Genomic DNA, 18212 nt, shown 5'->3' with positions numbered 1-18212 from the left:
CTTCTTTCTCTATTTTTTTACGTTTACATTTAAACGTATCTTTGGCTTCTGACTTAACTCTTCTTCCGTCATATTCGTTAATTGTGCTAATTCTTCATTTGTTAAATGAACTCTTTCTTTTACTATCTTTCCATCTACTATAGTTACAGGTAACACATCTGGTCCTTTATCCATTAATAACTGACTAATAACACTGTTATTAGCAAAAGCATCTGGTTCACTCGCAAGATTATAACGAGTTACATCAATTCCTTTATTTTTCAAATTGTTAACAGCAACTGATATACGAATTAATTCTGAATCAACACTTGGGCCGCAAACTCCGGTAGAGCAACACATTGCAGGATCAAAAATTTCAATCTTTTTCATCTCTGATTTCTCCCCTTCTTTATAAAATAAGCCGAGAAAAAATTCTCGGCTTATTTTGTTTTCAATTATTCTCCTGTTTCAGCAAACTTTTTAATACGTTCACCAATTTCATCACGAACTTTTTGGAATACAGACCACTCTTGACCAGCTGGATCATCAAAGCCCCAGTGAACTCGTTTTACATGTGGTGGCGTTGTTGGACATACATCATTTGCATGGCCACAAAGCGTTACAACAAGATCCGCTTTGTCTAAAATGTCGCGATCAATAATATCAGATGTTTGATCCGTGATATCGATGTCTACTTCATTCAGTGCTTTAATCGCATTTGGATTTACTCCGTGTGCCTCAATACCAGCAGAAAGTACATTCCATTTGTCACCTAAATATTTTTTGCCCCAAGCTTCTGCCATTTGGCTACGACAAGAGTTTCCTGTGCATAAGAAGTAAATTGTTTTTTTGTTTTCCATGATAATTCCACCTTTATTATAATTAGTTATTTTGGTTGTGTTTGAAAGTATTTACGTTGGAACCAAAGTGCTACATTTACAAGCGCTATCATAACTGGCACCTCGACTAAAGGTCCGATAACTGCCGCAAACGCTGCACCAGACTGGATTCCAAATACACCTACAGCTACAGCGATTGCTAATTCAAAGTTGTTACTTCCAGCTGTAAATGCTAATGTTGTTGATACTCCATAACTTGCACCAATTTTCTTACCCATATAGAAAGAGATAAAGAACATTAATACAAAATAAATCAGTAATGGGATTGCAATACGTACAACATCGAATGGTACGCTAATAATAGCTTCACCTTGTAATGAGAACATCACAATAATTGTAAATAATAATGCGATTAATGTAATTGGGCTGATTTTGGGAATGAATACTTTTTCGTACCACTCTCGCCCTTTTGTTTTTACAAAAATAAAACGTGTTAACATTCCTGCGATGAACGGAATTCCTAAATAAATAAAGACTGATTTTGCAACCTCTGCCATTGTAATATCTACAACAGCTCCTTCAATTCCTAACCATTCTGGAATGACTGTTACAAACACATAAGCGTATACTGAGAAAAATAACATTTGGAATACAGAGTTAAAAGCAACTAATCCTGCCGCATACTCCGTATCACCTTTCGCTAAGTCATTCCATACGATAACCATCGCAATACAACGAGCTAAACCAATCATGATTAAGCCCACCATGTATTCTGGCTTATCCTGTAAAAATATAATTGCCAAGGCAAACATAAGAATAGGACCAATAATCCAGTTTTGTACAAGTGATAATACCAATACTTTTACATCTTTAAAAACGCGCCCCATCTCTTCATAACGAACTTTTGCTAATGGAGGATACATCATTAAAATTAACCCAATCGCAAGTGGTATAGAGGTTGTTCCTACTTGTAAGCTATTCATGCCCTCAACAAATCCAGGGGATATATAGCCAACTCCAATTCCTACTGCCATTGCAAGAAAAATCCAAAGGGTTAGATATCGATCTAGGAAAGACAGACGTTTTTTCCCCGTGTTGCTCATCCTTCTCACTTCCCTTTCTAACTATTTATTAACAACCACACTGGAGTGTAGGATTGCTCTTCTCAATTTGTTTAATTTTCTCTGTTTGGTCTGGTACATGCGCTAAAATATCTTCTAAAAGTGCGTATAAATCACTTGTTTGATTTAAAGAATAATAAATCCACTGACCTCTACGCTCTTCTTGCACCAAGCCTAAATCCTTTAACTTTCGAAGATGTTGACTGATTGAAGGTTGACTCATGTCAAACACTTCAAGAAGTTCACAGACACAACATTCACGTTGTTTGAGAATTGATACTATTGTTAGTCTTGTTTTGTCTCCTAGTAGCTTTAGTAACTGTGACACTCTTGTTAATTCTATAACCGTTTTTTCCATATCCACACCTCCTATTTATAAATACATAAGCATACACTTATATATTGAGCGAAAATTAAACATAATATTCATTAAATAGATTCTTTTTTAATTTTCTCTCCTTCTTGAAATAAGTATATAATTAACTACTTATATAATCAACCGAAAAGCTCATTCTTTACAAAACCTTTACAATACTTCTTTACAACGTATTCTTACAGACCTTTGTATCTCTTGCCACATAACAGATATAAAAGAAAACCGAATGGACCTGTTAAAAAAACAGCAACTAACCATACTACAAAATACTGTTTACTCATTTTATGCTGTCGATACTCTAATGTGATATATGTACACATAAAAATGATTAGTAGGTAAATCCCCACAATAAATAATTGATCAATCAAATAGATCTCCCCTTTTAATAAATTTTTCATCCCTTTTGTAAAGATTTGTTAGAAATTCTTTTCTATAACAATAACATAAGTATATAGTTATATACTTAATAATTCACTTTTTTCTATTTTTTAGTTGTTACTACATACTGTAAACATACTGTACCTAGATAAAATAAAAAGAGCCTTTTACAAAGGCCCTTAATGTGATTTAATTTTCTAAATATCTATATAAAGTAGATTTACTGATTCCAGTTTCTTCTCGTATTTCAGCTAAACTATAGTTACCACTTTGATACATTACAATAGCACGCTTTACATTCTCATCAGGTTTTCTTGGGCGTCCTGCTGTAACTCCCTTTTGTTTCCCTTCATACAAGCCTTTCTTCGTTTTTTCACTAATTACATCACTTTGAAAATCAACAAGATGTTTTATAATATCTCCAAAATGATACCCATTTGCATGACTCGTATCAATATCTTCTTGAACAAAGTAAATGTAAGCACCTTTATTATCAATGACTTGTAATAACTCAACAAGATGACGTGTTGAATCAGCTAATGTGAACAGTTTTGTAACAACAATTTTATCATCTTGCTTTAGGTTATCTATCATATTTTTAAGTTGTACTCTTTTTTTGCCGATGAATGTTCCTCTGAGATAATCATCGTACAATTACATTTCTCTAAGCTTTTGAGTTGTTCTTCACATTTCAAGTCATCTTGGGGTTCAGCCGGGATACGTGTAAAAATGGGTCATAGACTGGATTTCATTTCCATGACATAACCTTTTTCTACTTTTATAGATACATGACGGGGTCCCGCCAACCAAATGACATAAAAACCACTCTAAGACTCTAATTTCCAATTTAAAAACTGTTTTTCTATATATTAAGTAATTTCGGTTATTATACTTCCAACATACTCATGCATCGTTTTCCCCAAAAACACAGGTATGGTTGAAATAAGTTCAAAAAAACAGAAAGACCTCGTTCAAGAATATTTATCATGAATGAGGTCTTTTTATTATAAAAGTTGTTTCATTTCTACCTTAAAAATGTTGTATATTCATTGACTTTAAACAATTAAACTAGTTCTGTTGCATGAAAATCGCATTTATATCTTTTTAACAAATTCAGATTTTAATTTCATCGCTCCAAAACCATCAATTTTGCAATCAATATCATGGTCTCCATCCACTAAACGAATACTTTTTACTTTTGTACCGATTTTTACAACAGATGAAGTTCCTTTTACTTTAAGATCTTTAATGACTGTTACAGAATCACCATCGTTTAGTACATTTCCATTTGCATCTTTAATTACCTTTGTATCTTCACTATTTTCAGTTTCTGATTCTAAAGTCCACTCATGGGCACATTCTGGGCAAACAAAAAGATTTCCATCTTCGTAAGTGTACTCTGAATTACATTTTGGGCAATTAGGTAAATTAGACATATTTTTATTTCCTCCACTTGTAGTCATTCATTATATATAGCTTTTTAAAACTTCCCTTTTATAATTTCATAAGACTAACAATTCTAAAGTTGAAATTTAAGAAGTTGCCCTTATCTATGTTTCAAGAACCTATTTTTATCGCAGATCCTTCAGTTTCTTAATGATCATGTTCGGTGTTGCCCATTCATCACGGTCAAAGTCAGAAATAGACACTTCAATGTTTAAACGTTCTTGAAATTCTACTAATAAAGATACTGTAGCAAAAGAATCTAGAATTCCTTCTTCGAATAATTGCACATCTGGGTTCTCTTTTACGATATCATTTTCACATACGTCTTCTAACACATTTAATACTTGCTCTTTAAATTGAGACATTATTTATTCTCCTCTATATCCATGATTTATAATGAATTTCTTCATAGTATTCTATTTTTTAACACATCATTTAAAAGAATTTGCCCCATCATCATTACAAAGTTATCCCTGGTCTTTGTATAATAGTTATTAAGGCTTAACAGATAGTTGTTCCCTGGAACATATGTGATTACAAATCCATTGTTTGTTTCTTTAGGAAAAGGAATATATATGTTTTTAACATCCGGGTTTATGGCAGAAAAATCTTTTGGAAATAAACAATTTAGATTACTTAAGAACTCTTTTCCATTAGAGATAGGTTGGATTTTTTTAGCTATGTTCACACCATCTTTATTTTTACTCGAAGCTACTCCCCATATAATTACACCACCAGAAACATGAGAAAAAAACGAGACATTTTTTTCATAATTATTTTTATCCTCTTTTGAAAAGATACTGTTTGTATAATCCGTTTTTCGTTTAAATGTAAGGAAGATATTCTCTTCTTGCTGTTTCATGATCATATGTTGGATGTATGAAAAACCTTCTTGTTCACACCTTGCAAAAATCTTTTCCGCATTCTCCAAAGCAAACTTTCTCCTTCTCTATTTTTTAATAAAAGGATTAAAAGAGTAGATCTAATCAAACAAACTTTGTATGTGAAGTAAATTTTTTAAAAATCTAATGCATTTGCCTTATTCTTTATTGTATTCACTTCCTGAGATTGTTGAGAAAGCTCGGTACATTCATGAAAAGCGAAATGCTTACACCCTATACATTTCTTTGTATTCAAATGTCCTAAAGCACAGTTAATGGCTTCCCCGGTATGATCAAAAAAGTTTTCTTCCCCAATCTCAGCATACAATCCATTCTTATCTAGAGTTGCTTTTAGCTCTGATTGAATTCCTGAAATGAGAAGTACGCCACCTTGTTTTTTAAAATGCTGAACAATATTCCTAAAGTAAGACTCTCCTGTTGTATCAATAAAAGGAACTTTTCCCATACGTAAAATTAAAACTTTGGGTTTATAATGAATGGTTGCTAAAATATTTTGTTCAAATGTTTGAGCAGCCCCAAAGAATAATGGCCCTTCTATTGTGTAAATACCAATTTGCGGGCAATCATGAGCTTTATTTACCACATGGGGTAACAATTTTTCATTCTTTTTTGTATGATCAGGAAGCACTTTAGATATGACAAGCATATTACTCATACGTTTTGTAAACAAAATAACCGCTAAAATAAGACCGATTTCTACAGCTGTTGTCAAACTTGTAAATACAGTAAGCAAAAATGTTACAAGCAAGACAAGGGAATCCCCCGTCTTCATTTTAAGTATGTGAACAAAATGTTTTTGTTCACTCATATTCCAAGCTACCACCATTAAAATGGGAGCCATACTGGCAAGTGGAATATGTGAAGCATATGGAGCCAATAGTAGAAGTGTGAATAACACAAATACCCCGTGAAAAACACCTGACATCGCAGATGTAGCTCCGCTCTTAATATTAGTTGCTGTTCGAGCGATCGCTCCAGTTGCTGGAATTCCTCCAAATAACGGTGTAACAATATTGGCAATTCCTTGACCAATCAGTTCTTTGTTACTGTTGTGTTTACTATTTGTCATACCATCTGCCACGACAGCGGATAAAAGAGATTCAATACCACCCAACATAGCAATAACAAATGCAGGACCGATTAACTGTTTTATACGCTCTAATGTGATTTCGGGTATACCAAATTGAGGAAGTGTGTTTGGAATCGTACCATATGCTGTACCAATAGTAGGTACATGACCTGAGAAAAATATAGTTGCAATTAAAGTTGATATAACAACACCTACTAATGAACCTGGCACTTTTGGCAAAATCTTTGGTGTTATGAGTATAACAAAAAGGCAAATCAAAGCAGTTATAACACTGTAAAAATTGATCGTACCGATATGAGTGAAGATTTCCTTCAGGTTTGCTATAAATTCCTCATGCTTTTTTATACCTGTTAGACCTAAAAAACTAGCAATTTGTCCCGTAAAGATAATGACAGCAATACCTGATGTAAAGCCAATTGTTACAGGTCGTGGAATAAACTTAATTAAAGAGCCTAGTTTAAAAATTCCCATAAGACATAAGATAATTCCAGCTAATAAACCAGCAAGTAGTAAATTTTCATACCCATAGGTAATAACAATTCCTAAAAGAATCGGAACAAAAGCACCTGTAGGTCCTCCAATTTGATACTTTGAACCACCAAATAGCGAAATGAGTATCCCGGCAATACATGTTGTATAAATCCCATACTCTGGCTTAACACCAGAGGCTATAGCAAAAGACATAGCAAGTGGAATCGCAACAACTCCAACAATTATTCCTGAAAGAAGATCCTTTTGAAAATGTCCCAATGAATATCCTGCAAACCTTCCCGTAAATAACCCTCTCATTACAAACCCTTCTTTTCTATTTTTAATAAATCTTACTTCCTCCGAAAGAATATTATCTTTTATTGAATTTGAATTGCAAATTCATTTCTTATACTCTTACACTTTTTCCTTATTTAAAAGAGAGCATCATCCTAATATTGGTTATATGTTTTGCTTAAATGACGCTCTAGTTTGCTGATATCTCCACCTTGTTGTACGTAGAATTTCAATCTTTCCGCTAGAAGCTCTCCGGCTCGACTATCTAGCTTCTTCGTATCTATAAACGAGGTAATTCTTACCTTATCTGGAGTAATATCTCTACGAAACATTTGTCCTGGAATTTCAATCCAGAAACGATTCCATTCATCCAATAACCCTATTTGGTCAAATAAAAAGCTCTGAATCCCGCATAACCAAGCTGTACAAGCAGTATTTCTTTTTTGACATCCAACTCCATCCTGTAAATGTTGACATGAAAAACAACAAGAATTTCCACTTTTAATACAAACATTACAAACGTGATGAGCTCCTATTGAGCGAAATATGTCCATTCCATGTTGAATGATATCTTCTTTCTTAACTTCAATGCTCAACCTAACCCTCCTTACCTATCGTTTCAAGTTCTGTTTCATCTAGTTCTTCTAACATTGAAATCGTATCGATTAAATGGTTGTTAAAAATTTTTCGTGCAACTACCAGTAAATCCACAATCATAGGGTCTCGTAGAGAATATAAAACTCGTTTTCCATCTTTAGTACCAACAACAATGTTTTTTGAACGTAGTACACTTAATTGTTGAGAAACAGCTGAACCTTCCTTGTTAAGGATGGTTTGAATTTCATTTACACTTCTTTCACCCTCTGACAATAGTTCTAGAATACCTATTCGCAAAGGATGTGATAAGGCTTTAAAAAAATCAGCTTTAAATTGTTGCATTTCGGTTCCCATTAAAACACCTCTAGTATTTATTTTTAATTATAACCCCAAAAGTATCATATACATCTTCAAATGTTTGAATATGTATATGATACTTCTAGAACTTAAAATTTTCAATATAAACATTTAAACCAACATGATGAAATTTTTAACATGATTTATATAAAATAAAAAAACAAACGATTCTTTAGAGAAAGAATCGTTTGTTTTTTATTAGTGAGTAACTACTTTTCTACACAATTTTTGTAGGTTAAATTAGGTTCTATGCCAAGTATAATTACTATTTAATTTTCTAGATACCTGTATAGCGTGGATTTGCTAATCCCTGTTTCATCTTTTATTTGAACGAGACTATACTCTCCACTTTGATACATGACTATCGCACGTTTTACATTTTTGTCAGGTTTTCTGGGTCGTCCAGGAGTGATTCCTTTTTGTTTTGCTTCATATAAACCTTTTTTTGTTTTTTCACTTATCACGTCACTTTGAAAATTAACAAGATGATTTACAATATAGCCGAATGGATATCCAGCTGTATTGCTTGTATCAATTCCCTCAGTAAGAGATTGAAAATAAGCACCTTTCCTATCAATGTTTTCTATTAACTCCACTAGATGGCGTGTTGAATCAGCTAATGTAAAAAGTTTTGTAACGACTATTTTATCACCTGGGTTCAGGTTACTTATCATACTTTTAAGTTGTGTTCTTTTTTTGGCTGATGAATGTTCCTCTGAAACGATTGTTGTACAATTTACTTTTTCTAATTTTTTTAGTTGTTCTTCGCATTTCAGATCATCTTGATACGGTCTCATATATCCGATTAACATACATGCTCTCCTAACAGTTAAGACGTTTCTTTTATCATACCATAACTTGGACGAGTAAAATAAGTATCAAAAAGGTTCCTTTTTGGGACGATAAGTGTTAGACTGTTTTTATCGTAATGTGAACACGGCTTTTATGAGACTTAAAAGCCAAAAAATAAATGATATGAGGTGTATAAAACAGTGGTAGAAAAATTAAAAACAGAATGGTTTTCAAATGTTAGAGCGGATATCCTTGCGGGGATTGTTGTTGCACTAGCATTAATTCCAGAGGCAATTGCATTTTCAATTATTGCAGGTGTAGATCCGATGGTGGGATTATATGCATCCTTTTGTATTGCAGTTATTATTGCCTTTGTAGGTGGTCGTCCTGGAATGATTTCAGCGGCAACAGGTGCAATGGCATTACTTATGGTTCCTTTAGTAAAAGAGCACGGGCTAAATTATTTATTAGCCGCAACAATTTTAACAGGTGTTATACAAATTATTTTTGGTGTATGTAAAGTAGCACGATTAATGAAATTTATCCCACGTGCTGTCATGATTGGGTTTGTTAATGCTTTAGCAATTTTAATTTTTATGGCTCAAGTACCACATTTTATTGGTATTTCCAATCTGACATATGTATTTGTTGCAATTACATTAGCAATTGTCTATATTGTACCGCGATTTATTAAATCAATTCCAGCTCCATTAATAGCGATTGTATTATTAACAGCGATTGCGATTTATATGCATTTGGACTTACGAACTGTCGGTGATTTAGGAGCGATTACAAAATCATTACCATCGTTCTTTATTCCAGACGTTCCATTCACATTTGAAACATTAAGCATTATTTTTCCATATTCCATTGCTTTAGCGATTGTTGGACTATTGGAATCTTTACTAACAGCGTCTATTGTAGATGACATGACTGGAACAGAAAGTAATAAAAATCAAGAGTCCCGAGGTCAAGGAATCGCTAATATTGTTACGGGTTTCTTTGGTGGTATGGCAGGTTGTGCAATGATTGGGCAATCTGTAATCAACGTAAAATCAGGCGGACGTGGTAGACTGTCTACTCTAATCGCAGGACTATTTTTAATGTTTCTCATCATTGTATTAGGAGATTTAGTTGTACAAATTCCAATGCCTGTTCTAGTAGGTATTATGATTATGGTTTCCATTGGTACATTTGATTGGTCTTCGTTCTCATATTTAGTAAAAGCGCCAAGAAGTGATGCAGCAGTTATGTTAGTGACAGTTATTATCGTAGTTGCAACGCATGATTTATCTAAAGGTGTAATTGCTGGTGTATTACTAAGTGCTATATTCTTTGTTGCTAAAATTTCAAAGATAAAAGTTACAAAACGACAAGATGGTTCAAATATGATATTTGATGTAGATGGTCAATTGTTCTTTGCATCTGTAGAAGGATTCGTAGAATCATTTGATTTTAATGTTAAAAATAGAAGCATTGTCATTGATTTCTCAAACACGCATGTTTGGGATGATTCGGCAGTTGGAGCTATCGACAAAGTTGTTATTAAGTACCAAGAAAATCAAAATATTGTTACCATTACAAACTTAAATTCTTCTAGTAAGAAACTCGTAGAAAAATTAGCTGTATATAATAACCCAAATAGAAAAGCTTCTTCACATTAATTCATGATTAGGAGTGAAAATTATGTATAAAAAAATCCTATTGGCTGTAGATGGTTCTGAACATTCCTTACGTGCTACACAAGAAGCAATAAAAATTGCATCCTTAGCTAACGAATGTACAGTTGAGATTGTATTTGTAGTTGATTATGCAAAAGCAAAGAATGAAGTTATTCACGCACAAGGGAAAGAAGAATTAGAGTTATCCCGTCGTAAGAGACTTTTACCTATTGAAGAAAAATTAAAAGAAAATCGTATTTCTTATGAAGTTAAAATATTACATGGTGAACCAGGGCTAACCATTGTAGAGCATGCGAATAAAGGTCATTTTGAATTAGTGGTACTTGGTAGTCGTGGACTCAATGCGTTGCAAGAAATGGTACTAGGAAGTGTGAGCCATAAAGTAGCTAAAAGGGTTCAATGTCCAGTACTGATTGTAAAATAATATATTTTTTGTATGATTCCTGATTTTGAAAATTCTTATTCAAAATCAGGAATTTTTATAATAAAGGAAACTTGAAATATTTTAATATGTAAGGAGTTGGCACATGAAAACACTACAAAGTGGAAAAACAAAGATTTTTGCTTTAGGTGGCCTTGGAGAAATTGGAAAGAATATGTATGTCATTGAGTATGAAGATGAAATCATCATTGTAGATGCCGGATTTAAATTTCCTGACTCTGAACTATTAGGTATTGATTATGTTATACCCGATTATACGTATCTAGAAAGAAATAAAGATAAAATAAAAGGATTATTCATCACACACGGACATGAAGATCATATTGGCGGGGTTCCCTTTCTATTTAAATGCATACAAGTACCGATATATGCTGGGAAGCTAGCTGCAGCATTAATTAAAAGTAAATTTGAAGAACATAATATCCGCCATGTTGAAATAAGAAATATATTGGATGAAACAGAAGTTAAATTTCAACACACGAAAGTACGTTTTTACCGAACAACACATAGTATTCCTGACGCATTTGGTATAGTAGTCACCACTCCAAATGGAAATGTTGTACATACTGGTGATTTCAAATTCGATTTTACACCCGCTGGTACTGAGGCGAACCTACACAAAATTGCTGAAATCGGAAAAGAAGGTGTATTGTGTTTACTATCCGACAGTACAAATAGTGAAGTTCCTGGCTTTTCAATGTCAGAAAAAAAGGTTGGGCAGTCTGTAAAGGAAATCTTTTCAGAGGCTCAGGGACGTATCTTATTTGCCACTTTTGCATCTAACGTTCACAGATTGCAACAGGTTGTAGAGGCTTCTATTTTGTATAATCGTAAAGTTGTAGTTGTAGGAAGAAGTATGGAAAAAACAATTCAAATCGGAAGAGACTTAGGATACATCCAAGCTCCAAAGGACATATTCGTTGGCGTACATGAAATCAATCATATTCCAAGTCACCAAGTAACTATTATATGTACGGGAAGTCAAGGGGAACCAATGGCAGCTTTATCAAGAATTGCATATAATAATCACCGACAAATTCAAATTATTCCTGGAGATACAGTTGTTCTTTCTTCCTCCCCGATTCCAGGGAATGTGTTAAGTGTTAACAGAACGATTAATCAACTATATCGAGTAGGTGCAAATGTAATTCATCATAAAATAAGTGATATTCATACATCTGGTCATGGAGCACAAGAAGAACAAAAATTGATGCTCTCCCTTTTAAAGCCGAAATATTTCATGCCTATTCACGGAGAATATCGTATGTTAAAAAAGCATGTAGAATTAGCTGTAGAATGTGGTGTCCCTTTAGAAAATTGTTTTGTTATGGATAATGGGCAAGTATTAGAAATCTCCAAAGGAGAGGCTAGAATTAGTAGTAAAACCATATCTTCTCAGGCTGTGTATGTTGACGGGAGTGGTATAGGTGATATTGGAAACATTGTTTTACGTGACCGTAGAATTTTATCTGAAGAAGGAATCATTATTATAAGCCTAAATTTAGATTGTAAACAAAAGCGATTAGTATCTCAGCCGGCGATTGTTACAAGAGGCTTTGTATATATGCGTGGATCAGAAGAACTCATGAAGAAAATAGAAGATATTGTAGAAGATTGTATATGTAATTTACTAAATGAAGGGATCATAAATTGGGCACAAATAAAACAAACACTTGTAGAAGTATTAAGTCCATTCTTATATTCCAAAACCGGACGTCGGCCAATGCTTCTTCCAATCATTATGGAAGTTTAAAAAGAAAAACATTCATAATATTTATACCTTATTTTATGTATTCCAATACGTCAGGTTCCAAACTATTAAGGTACTAGATTAATAAAAAGCAAAAACCAGTGATGCCACCAATCACTGGTTTTTGCTTTTGGATTTGAAATCATTACAATATTAGCCTAATAATTTTTCCATAATCATAACATCGACATGCTCGCCGTCCATGATTCCCTGTTTTTCAAATACCCCTACTTCTCGATAGCCCATTTTACGATATAACCCTTGGCCAAGATTATTAAAAGAAAAAGTGAATAAAACAAATTTATAGAATTCATTTTGTTGTCCATTTTTTTCTAGTGCTAAAAGTAAATTCTGTCCCAAACCTTTTCCTCTATATTCTCTTTTTATGTATATAGATAATTCTCCTACTCCACGATAGGCGCATCGATGACTGTATGGATTAATGGAAGCCCAGCCAACGATATGAGAATTTTCTTCCATGACAATTACTGAATATCTTTTTTCTCGTTGAAATAGCCATTCCATTACATATTTATCTGTTCTTATTTCTGTCTCTAAAGTTGCAATACGATCTTCGATACCCTCATTATAAATAGTCGTAATTTCTTGTACATCTTGTTCAGTTGCTTTTCTAATCTCCATACTTATTTCCCCCTAATCTCCCTTACCTTTACATTACTTTTGATTTTTGACTTAAGTTGTGCAATTTAAGGACGTAACCAAATCCCCACCAAGTCATAGGGTTAATATCATTATCTAAAATATTCATTTTTCAAATAGCTTATTAGCTTTCTCACAACAAATTTAGCATCCGATCCAACTCCCCTTAATGTCGCAGAAGAAAACGAACGTTGACCTTCCAAGCCAACATAATACACCCCTTGGACCTCTGTACTTACACCAGCTATTTGTAAAGGTCTTCCTTCTGAGTCCAGTGCTCCAATAGCATTGAAGTAAGAGAGATTAGGGTGATAGCCCGTTGCAAAAATGACCGTATCGATTGGCTCCTTCTTCCCATCAGGCCAAACTACACCATCAGTGTAAAAAGATGTAAACATAGACCTTTGATCTGGATTCCCCCTAGCTAATCGTTCCTTGTAATCACCTAAATCGATGACTCCTCCTGAACTCGGTGCTGTTTTTCCAAATCGCCAAAACGGAAAGGTATCTACACCTAATACCTTAAGCCAAAAATGTAAATCCTTCCCCCACACTTTTTGTTTCATGAGTTGAACAGGCTTTCGTACAGCTAAAGATACTTTACTTACATCGGCCAGTTCAAGTGCAATTTGGACAGCTGAATTTCTCCGCCCCACCACCACTACTCTTTGATTAATATACTGATTCGGACTCCGATACATAGCGGAATGTATAATATTCCCCTTGAATTCCTCTTGATCCTTTATTATCGGATTAAACGGACTGTGGAAAGAACCAGTTGCATTTATAATAGTTCTAGTCAAAAATGTCTTTCCAGAGACTGTTTGAACTTTAAATATTCCATCTTCTTTTTCTATAGATTCTACTCGCTGATTTAACATAACTGGTAGCTGAAAATTGTCCACATAATTTTGCAAGTAATCAATCACTTCGTTCCTCGTGGGATAATCATCAGGATGCCCTGGGAATTGCATTCCAGGTAACGATGAAAAACGTGCGGGAGAAAACAATTTCAGACTTTCATAATAGTAAGGCCAAGACCCAGCTGTTCGCTCACTCGCTTCTAATATTAAAAACTGTAATCCTTTTTTTTGAAGGTGATAACCAGACGCAAGACCAGCTTGCCCTCCTCCAATTACAATGGAATCTAATATTTCTTTCATCATTATCCCACCTTTGATTTACTTATTTAATTAGATTCTTTTAATTCTCGATACGCTTCAAGGAAACTCTGATAAGTTTTCTTTCCTAAACTGTTTTTTTCGAGTCTGAACATACTTTGAAAAACATAATCCTTTGCATTTTCAACATTACATTGGTGGGCATTCATTATTAATCTTATATAGGATACAAAATAGTCTTTCTTTAAATTACCCGCATGATTAATAACCATTTCATTGTGTTCTCCTTTCAAACTTAATTCTTCTGTAAGGAGGCGTAATATAAATTACTACTCCTTACAGTCAGTCTCCTTAACAACAAGATTCTGTACCACAACATGAATCATCTACTTTATTAGGCTTTACATTCACACTACAAACACCAGTCTCTGGCAAATCAAGTTCTACTTTTTCAGCTGCCTCATAATCACCAGTAAGGTAAGCAACTATAGATCTAACTTGTTCATATCCTGTCGCCATAAGGAAAGTAGGCGCTCTTCCATAACTTTTTGAACCTACAATATAGAAACCTTTCTCTGGGTGTCGAAGCTCTTTTTCACCATGGGGGCGAACAGTGCCACAACTATGAAGGTTAGGATCGATTAGTGGTGCTAAAGCCCCTACACTTTCAGTAGCAGTATCAATAGAAGTACGTATTTCACTTATCATAGATAAATTAGGACGATTCCCTGTATTTACAATCATCTCTTGGATATCAGTAATTTTTATTTCTTTCTCATCTTGATGACCTACAATGTCCATTCCATTTTTTGTACTAACTACGTATTGAATTTTATATGGTGTCATTACTTCCACGATTCCTTCATCAACCAATTGATGAATGTGGCTACCTAAGGTTCCGCGCGCTTCAAGAGCATCTTTTTCCTCTCCCCCGTATGCTTCTTCCACACGTTGCTTTCTCATAATCCATACAATCTTAGTCCCTGGATAGGACTCCTTTAATTTTGCCAACTCCAATAAAGCATTGATTGCAGAATGACCACTTCCAACGACAGCTACATGCTTATTGGCATATCGCTTTTGTTCGTTTCCTAATATATCTGGAATACCATAAAAAATATGCTCGTTAAGGGATTGCTCTTCTTTCAACCAGATACCATTAGAATTTGCCGGATTTGGATTTCCCCACGTACCGGAAGCATCTAATATCGCTCTAGCTTCATAAACTTGAAGTACACCTTCTTTTTCTGTATAGATCATAAATGGCATTTTTTCACGATTCGTTGTTTTCATTTTATCTGTATCCTTCTTACCTATAGATAGTACTTTAGTATTCAAATGGATAAATGGTTTAATTTCCGGAAGATTCGCAAGCGGTTGTAAGTATTGTTCTACAATTTCTCTTCCTGTTGGTAATGCTTTTATGTCTGGTGATTCCCAGCCATGTTGTTCAAGAAGAGCTAGAGCTGCTTTATCTATGTTATATTGCCAAGGTGAGAATAACCGCACATGGCCCCATGTAAGGATGTTTGAACCTATATTTGCCCCAGCTTCTAATAAGATAAATGATTCACCATGTTTTGCTAAATGTGCAGCTGCAGCTAAACCTACAGGACCTCCCCCAATAATGGCAACTGGTAACTGTTTTAATCCTTGCATATCGATATTGCTTTGTAATGTTTGATTGTCTGTTCCACAACAATCTTGTACTTTGAATGAAAGTTGAATAGGTTTCATAAAAAAACCTCCTAATTTTCTTTAAATTTGTAAGTGTAAAATATAAATTTAATTATTTAAATCAAAAAAAGTTGATTTAAATACCAGAATGATTATTCGAGTTTAATCATTTATAAAAAGCTGTATTGATCAAAAAAAATTGATTAATAATATATTAAAATGCTATTTCGCCCCAACCAAAATTATGACATAGGACGAAATATACAGCATAATTGCTCAGATAATAGTGCATCTACTTCTTCTTTATTAATGTTATAGTAACTCCATGTCCCTTTTGTTTCTTTTGTAATAAGATTTGCATCAAGTAAAAGTTTTAAATGATACGAAAGTTTTGATTGTGGTAATTCAAGAACACCCGTTAAATCGCATACACAAGTTTCTCCACGTTGGCACAATTCATACAAGATGTGTAACCTTTTTTGATCTGCCAATGCTTTGAACTTTTTTTCATATTTTTCAAAGGATTGAGGAGTTGATTGATTGTATAATTTTATTTCTTTCATGGTAATTTCCTTTCATCAATTTTTTTTGATATTTATAATATATATGCCTTTCATTACTTTTGCAACTAATAAATCAAAAAAAATTGATTTATTAGTTGCAAAAGTAATTATTAATTAAAAAGACATTTACTAATATCATCCGTAAATGTCTTTTTAATATTAACGTAAACCACTGACTTTTTAAGAAATCCAACTGCTCACTAGATTTACAAATTGACCAATCTTAATAGCAAGTTGAGATCCCCCTTCCACCGTTGAATTAATTTCCGTCAAAGCATTTGTTGTTCTTCTAAGAAGAGACGGCTTCGGTTCATGACCTTCCTCGATATTTTGTACTACCTCTCCAACAAAATCTATAGCATCTTCTTGAACATCTTTATTTTCCATAGATGCCCCTCTTAGGAGTTCCATTAGTTCTTGAGCTATTTTTTTAAGCTCCTTCCCCTCATCTTGGTTATTTATTTGATTAGCTTCAATATTCCCTTGTTCTGCATAATTAAATTGTCCTACATTACCTTGAATTAATACTTTTGCATTCGGTTTTTCATCAATTCCCAATTCAATTGCCATCTCCTCTAAATAATCTGTAATATGATTTACTAAAAGTCTTACAACTTGATAATTAAATTCTCGTACTTGATCTGAAAATTTTGCTCCTTTATAGAAAGCATATCCAAATGTTAATTCATGATAATCATTTAAGTGCACTGTTGCATATTTTAAAAGTTGATAAATAAAGCTGATTTCTTCATTATTATCAATAGGAATATCATACTTTGAACCATATGTCTTTAGTCCTATCATTTCCTCTAAATTATAGTCTTGTGTATGACATTTACGTATAAAGTCATAAATAATAGGTTCACTTTCAATATATGTAACAAACTTTTTAGCCAATCTCATGGTCTCATGTATATCACTTGAATTCAACAAATCTCCAGAGACTCTCCTAAAATTTTTAGAGAGAATTTTAAATTTTTTAATAGGAATAAGAACTGAAGCTTCCAACTAATTCACCCCACAGTATGGACAAAATGGAGAATGACCTGCTTTAGTTAATATAGTTAATTTAGCTTTTCTATCACAACATAAAAACATCACTTCATCTAAATCATCTTTTTCATATAATACTCTTGGTTGTTTTGTTGTCATAAGTTTCCCAGCTTTAAATTTCATGCCCTTACTTCTTTTCAAAGACTTTTCTAATCCTTTAAATAGATCATTTACCGCTTTTGCCATTTCATTCTCTGCTAATATCATAGCATTTTCCTTAATATCCTCAGTGTAGTATGTAGAAACTGGACAAGGAATACCACAACTAGGACAAAATAACTCCATAACATCATCTTCTTGTACTTCATCGGCTCTTAATTTAAATTCTTCTCCACAAAATGAGCACTTAAAAGATGAAAATCCAGCCATGTCGCTTTGTTTAGAAATTATAAATTTTTTTGGCATTACTATAGCTCCCTTTATTATGTCTTAACTAAAAAGTTAGATATATATATGCATGTATGTAAAACCGACTTCTTAAATTAATAATTAGTATAATTCTTCAAATTTCTATTTAATATATACCTCAATAAAAACAATAATTTTGTCAATACAGAATCCTAACCATTATTAATTCTTTAAAACCTCCTAAAATTCCTTTTTTGACCTATAAAAAAAAGCA

21 protein-coding genes and 1 pseudogene are annotated in these 18212 nt (G+C 33.4%); 3 read left to right on the top strand and 19 right to left on the bottom strand.

Features of this window, described 5'->3' with window-relative positions; all coding sequences use genetic code 11:
* Nucleotides 1-9: 9 nt before the first annotated feature.
* The 12 genes and pseudogenes from arsD to BAQ44_RS14185 all read right to left on the bottom strand — a co-directional run bounded on the left by arsD (nucleotide 10) and on the right by BAQ44_RS14185 (nucleotide 8662).
* Entirely contained in the window at nucleotides 10-369 is a 360-nt protein-coding gene (arsD, locus tag BAQ44_RS14245; protein ID WP_000717840.1) for an arsenite efflux transporter metallochaperone ArsD, read from the bottom strand.
* Nucleotides 370-434: 65 nt separating this feature from the next.
* A complete protein-coding gene (gene arsC, locus BAQ44_RS14240) occupies nucleotides 435-839 on the bottom strand; it encodes an arsenate reductase (thioredoxin) (protein WP_000428325.1) in 405 nt (134 codons plus the stop codon).
* A gap of 26 nt (nucleotides 840-865) precedes the next feature.
* On the bottom strand, nucleotides 866-1921 hold the full coding sequence (gene arsB, locus BAQ44_RS14235) for an ACR3 family arsenite efflux transporter (RefSeq protein ID WP_000072354.1): 1056 nt from the start codon (nucleotides 1919-1921) through the stop codon (nucleotides 866-868).
* A 28-nt stretch (nucleotides 1922-1949) separates the two neighbouring features.
* On the bottom strand, nucleotides 1950-2297 hold the full coding sequence (locus tag BAQ44_RS14230) for an ArsR/SmtB family transcription factor (protein ID WP_000416301.1): 348 nt from the start codon (nucleotides 2295-2297) through the stop codon (nucleotides 1950-1952).
* Nucleotides 2298-2882: 585 nt separating this feature from the next.
* Nucleotides 2883-3424 (bottom strand): annotated as a pseudogene (locus BAQ44_RS14220) (recombinase family protein).
* 363 nt (nucleotides 3425-3787) lie between these two features.
* On the bottom strand, nucleotides 3788-4129 hold the full coding sequence (locus tag BAQ44_RS14215) for a zinc ribbon domain-containing protein YjdM (protein ID WP_000067663.1): 342 nt from the start codon (nucleotides 4127-4129) through the stop codon (nucleotides 3788-3790).
* A gap of 135 nt (nucleotides 4130-4264) precedes the next feature.
* Nucleotides 4265-4504: a D-alanine--poly(phosphoribitol) ligase subunit DltC gene (gene dltC / locus BAQ44_RS14210; RefSeq protein WP_000077294.1), complete on the bottom strand. Its 240-nt coding sequence runs from the start codon at nucleotides 4502-4504 to the stop codon at nucleotides 4265-4267.
* A 41-nt stretch (nucleotides 4505-4545) separates the two neighbouring features.
* Nucleotides 4546-5070, bottom strand: a complete 525-nt coding sequence (locus tag BAQ44_RS14205; RefSeq protein WP_000426344.1) for a hypothetical protein — start codon at nucleotides 5068-5070, stop codon at nucleotides 4546-4548.
* 86 nt (nucleotides 5071-5156) lie between these two features.
* On the bottom strand, nucleotides 5157-6920 hold the full coding sequence (locus tag BAQ44_RS14200) for a SulP family inorganic anion transporter (protein ID WP_001214613.1): 1764 nt from the start codon (nucleotides 6918-6920) through the stop codon (nucleotides 5157-5159).
* Nucleotides 6921-7051: 131 nt separating this feature from the next.
* On the bottom strand, nucleotides 7052-7492 hold the full coding sequence (locus tag BAQ44_RS14195) for a hypothetical protein (protein ID WP_000021465.1): 441 nt from the start codon (nucleotides 7490-7492) through the stop codon (nucleotides 7052-7054).
* Nucleotide 7493: 1 nt separating this feature from the next.
* Nucleotides 7494-7847, bottom strand: a complete 354-nt coding sequence (locus BAQ44_RS14190) for an ArsR/SmtB family transcription factor (protein WP_000536398.1) — start codon at nucleotides 7845-7847, stop codon at nucleotides 7494-7496.
* A 272-nt stretch (nucleotides 7848-8119) separates the two neighbouring features.
* Entirely contained in the window at nucleotides 8120-8662 is a 543-nt protein-coding gene (locus BAQ44_RS14185) for a recombinase family protein (RefSeq protein ID WP_000904931.1), read from the bottom strand.
* A gap of 180 nt (nucleotides 8663-8842) precedes the next feature.
* On the opposite strand from BAQ44_RS14185, the gene BAQ44_RS14180 reads away from it, so the two are divergent.
* The 3 genes from BAQ44_RS14180 (at nucleotide 8843) to rnjA (ending at nucleotide 12519) form a co-directional block, all read left to right on the top strand.
* Nucleotides 8843-10306: a SulP family inorganic anion transporter gene (locus BAQ44_RS14180; RefSeq protein WP_000229539.1), complete on the top strand. Its 1464-nt coding sequence runs from the start codon at nucleotides 8843-8845 to the stop codon at nucleotides 10304-10306.
* A gap of 22 nt (nucleotides 10307-10328) precedes the next feature.
* Entirely contained in the window at nucleotides 10329-10748 is a 420-nt protein-coding gene (locus tag BAQ44_RS14175; RefSeq protein ID WP_000277007.1) for a universal stress protein, read from the top strand.
* 103 nt (nucleotides 10749-10851) lie between these two features.
* Nucleotides 10852-12519 (top strand): ribonuclease J1, encoded by a 1668-nt coding sequence (gene rnjA / locus BAQ44_RS14170; protein WP_000854867.1) that lies wholly within the window; start codon nucleotides 10852-10854, stop codon nucleotides 12517-12519.
* Nucleotides 12520-12669: 150 nt separating this feature from the next.
* Here rnjA and BAQ44_RS14165 read toward each other — a convergent pair whose 3' ends face one another.
* From BAQ44_RS14165 to BAQ44_RS14135, 7 genes are all read right to left on the bottom strand, one after another.
* A complete protein-coding gene (locus tag BAQ44_RS14165; RefSeq protein ID WP_000405749.1) occupies nucleotides 12670-13158 on the bottom strand; it encodes an arsinothricin resistance N-acetyltransferase ArsN1 family A in 489 nt (162 codons plus the stop codon).
* 110 nt (nucleotides 13159-13268) lie between these two features.
* Nucleotides 13269-14339, bottom strand: coding sequence for a flavin-containing monooxygenase (locus BAQ44_RS14160; RefSeq protein ID WP_000658827.1), 1071 nt, complete (start codon nucleotides 14337-14339; stop codon nucleotides 13269-13271).
* Between the two features lie 26 nt (nucleotides 14340-14365).
* Complete coding sequence (locus BAQ44_RS14155; protein WP_000236376.1) at nucleotides 14366-14569, bottom strand: hypothetical protein; 204 nt, start codon at nucleotides 14567-14569, stop codon at nucleotides 14366-14368.
* 79 nt (nucleotides 14570-14648) lie between these two features.
* Nucleotides 14649-16034, bottom strand: a complete 1386-nt coding sequence (locus BAQ44_RS14150; protein ID WP_000802654.1) for an FAD-dependent oxidoreductase — start codon at nucleotides 16032-16034, stop codon at nucleotides 14649-14651.
* A 182-nt stretch (nucleotides 16035-16216) separates the two neighbouring features.
* On the bottom strand, nucleotides 16217-16537 hold the full coding sequence (locus BAQ44_RS14145) for an ArsR/SmtB family transcription factor (RefSeq protein ID WP_000658768.1): 321 nt from the start codon (nucleotides 16535-16537) through the stop codon (nucleotides 16217-16219).
* Between the two features lie 180 nt (nucleotides 16538-16717).
* Nucleotides 16718-17440 (bottom strand): hypothetical protein, encoded by a 723-nt coding sequence (locus tag BAQ44_RS14140; protein WP_002019908.1) that lies wholly within the window; start codon nucleotides 17438-17440, stop codon nucleotides 16718-16720.
* Between the two features lie 105 nt (nucleotides 17441-17545).
* Complete coding sequence (locus BAQ44_RS14135) at nucleotides 17546-17995, bottom strand: hypothetical protein (protein WP_001124741.1); 450 nt, start codon at nucleotides 17993-17995, stop codon at nucleotides 17546-17548.
* Nucleotides 17996-18212: the final 217 nt, after the last annotated feature.

Origin of the sequence: Bacillus mobilis (assembly GCF_001884045.1) — a bacterium.
Taxonomy (GTDB): Bacteria; Bacillota; Bacilli; order Bacillales; family Bacillaceae_G; genus Bacillus_A; species Bacillus_A mobilis.
The sequence above is the reverse complement of the archived record's forward strand: the minus strand, read 5'-3'. Positions and strand labels throughout refer to the sequence as shown.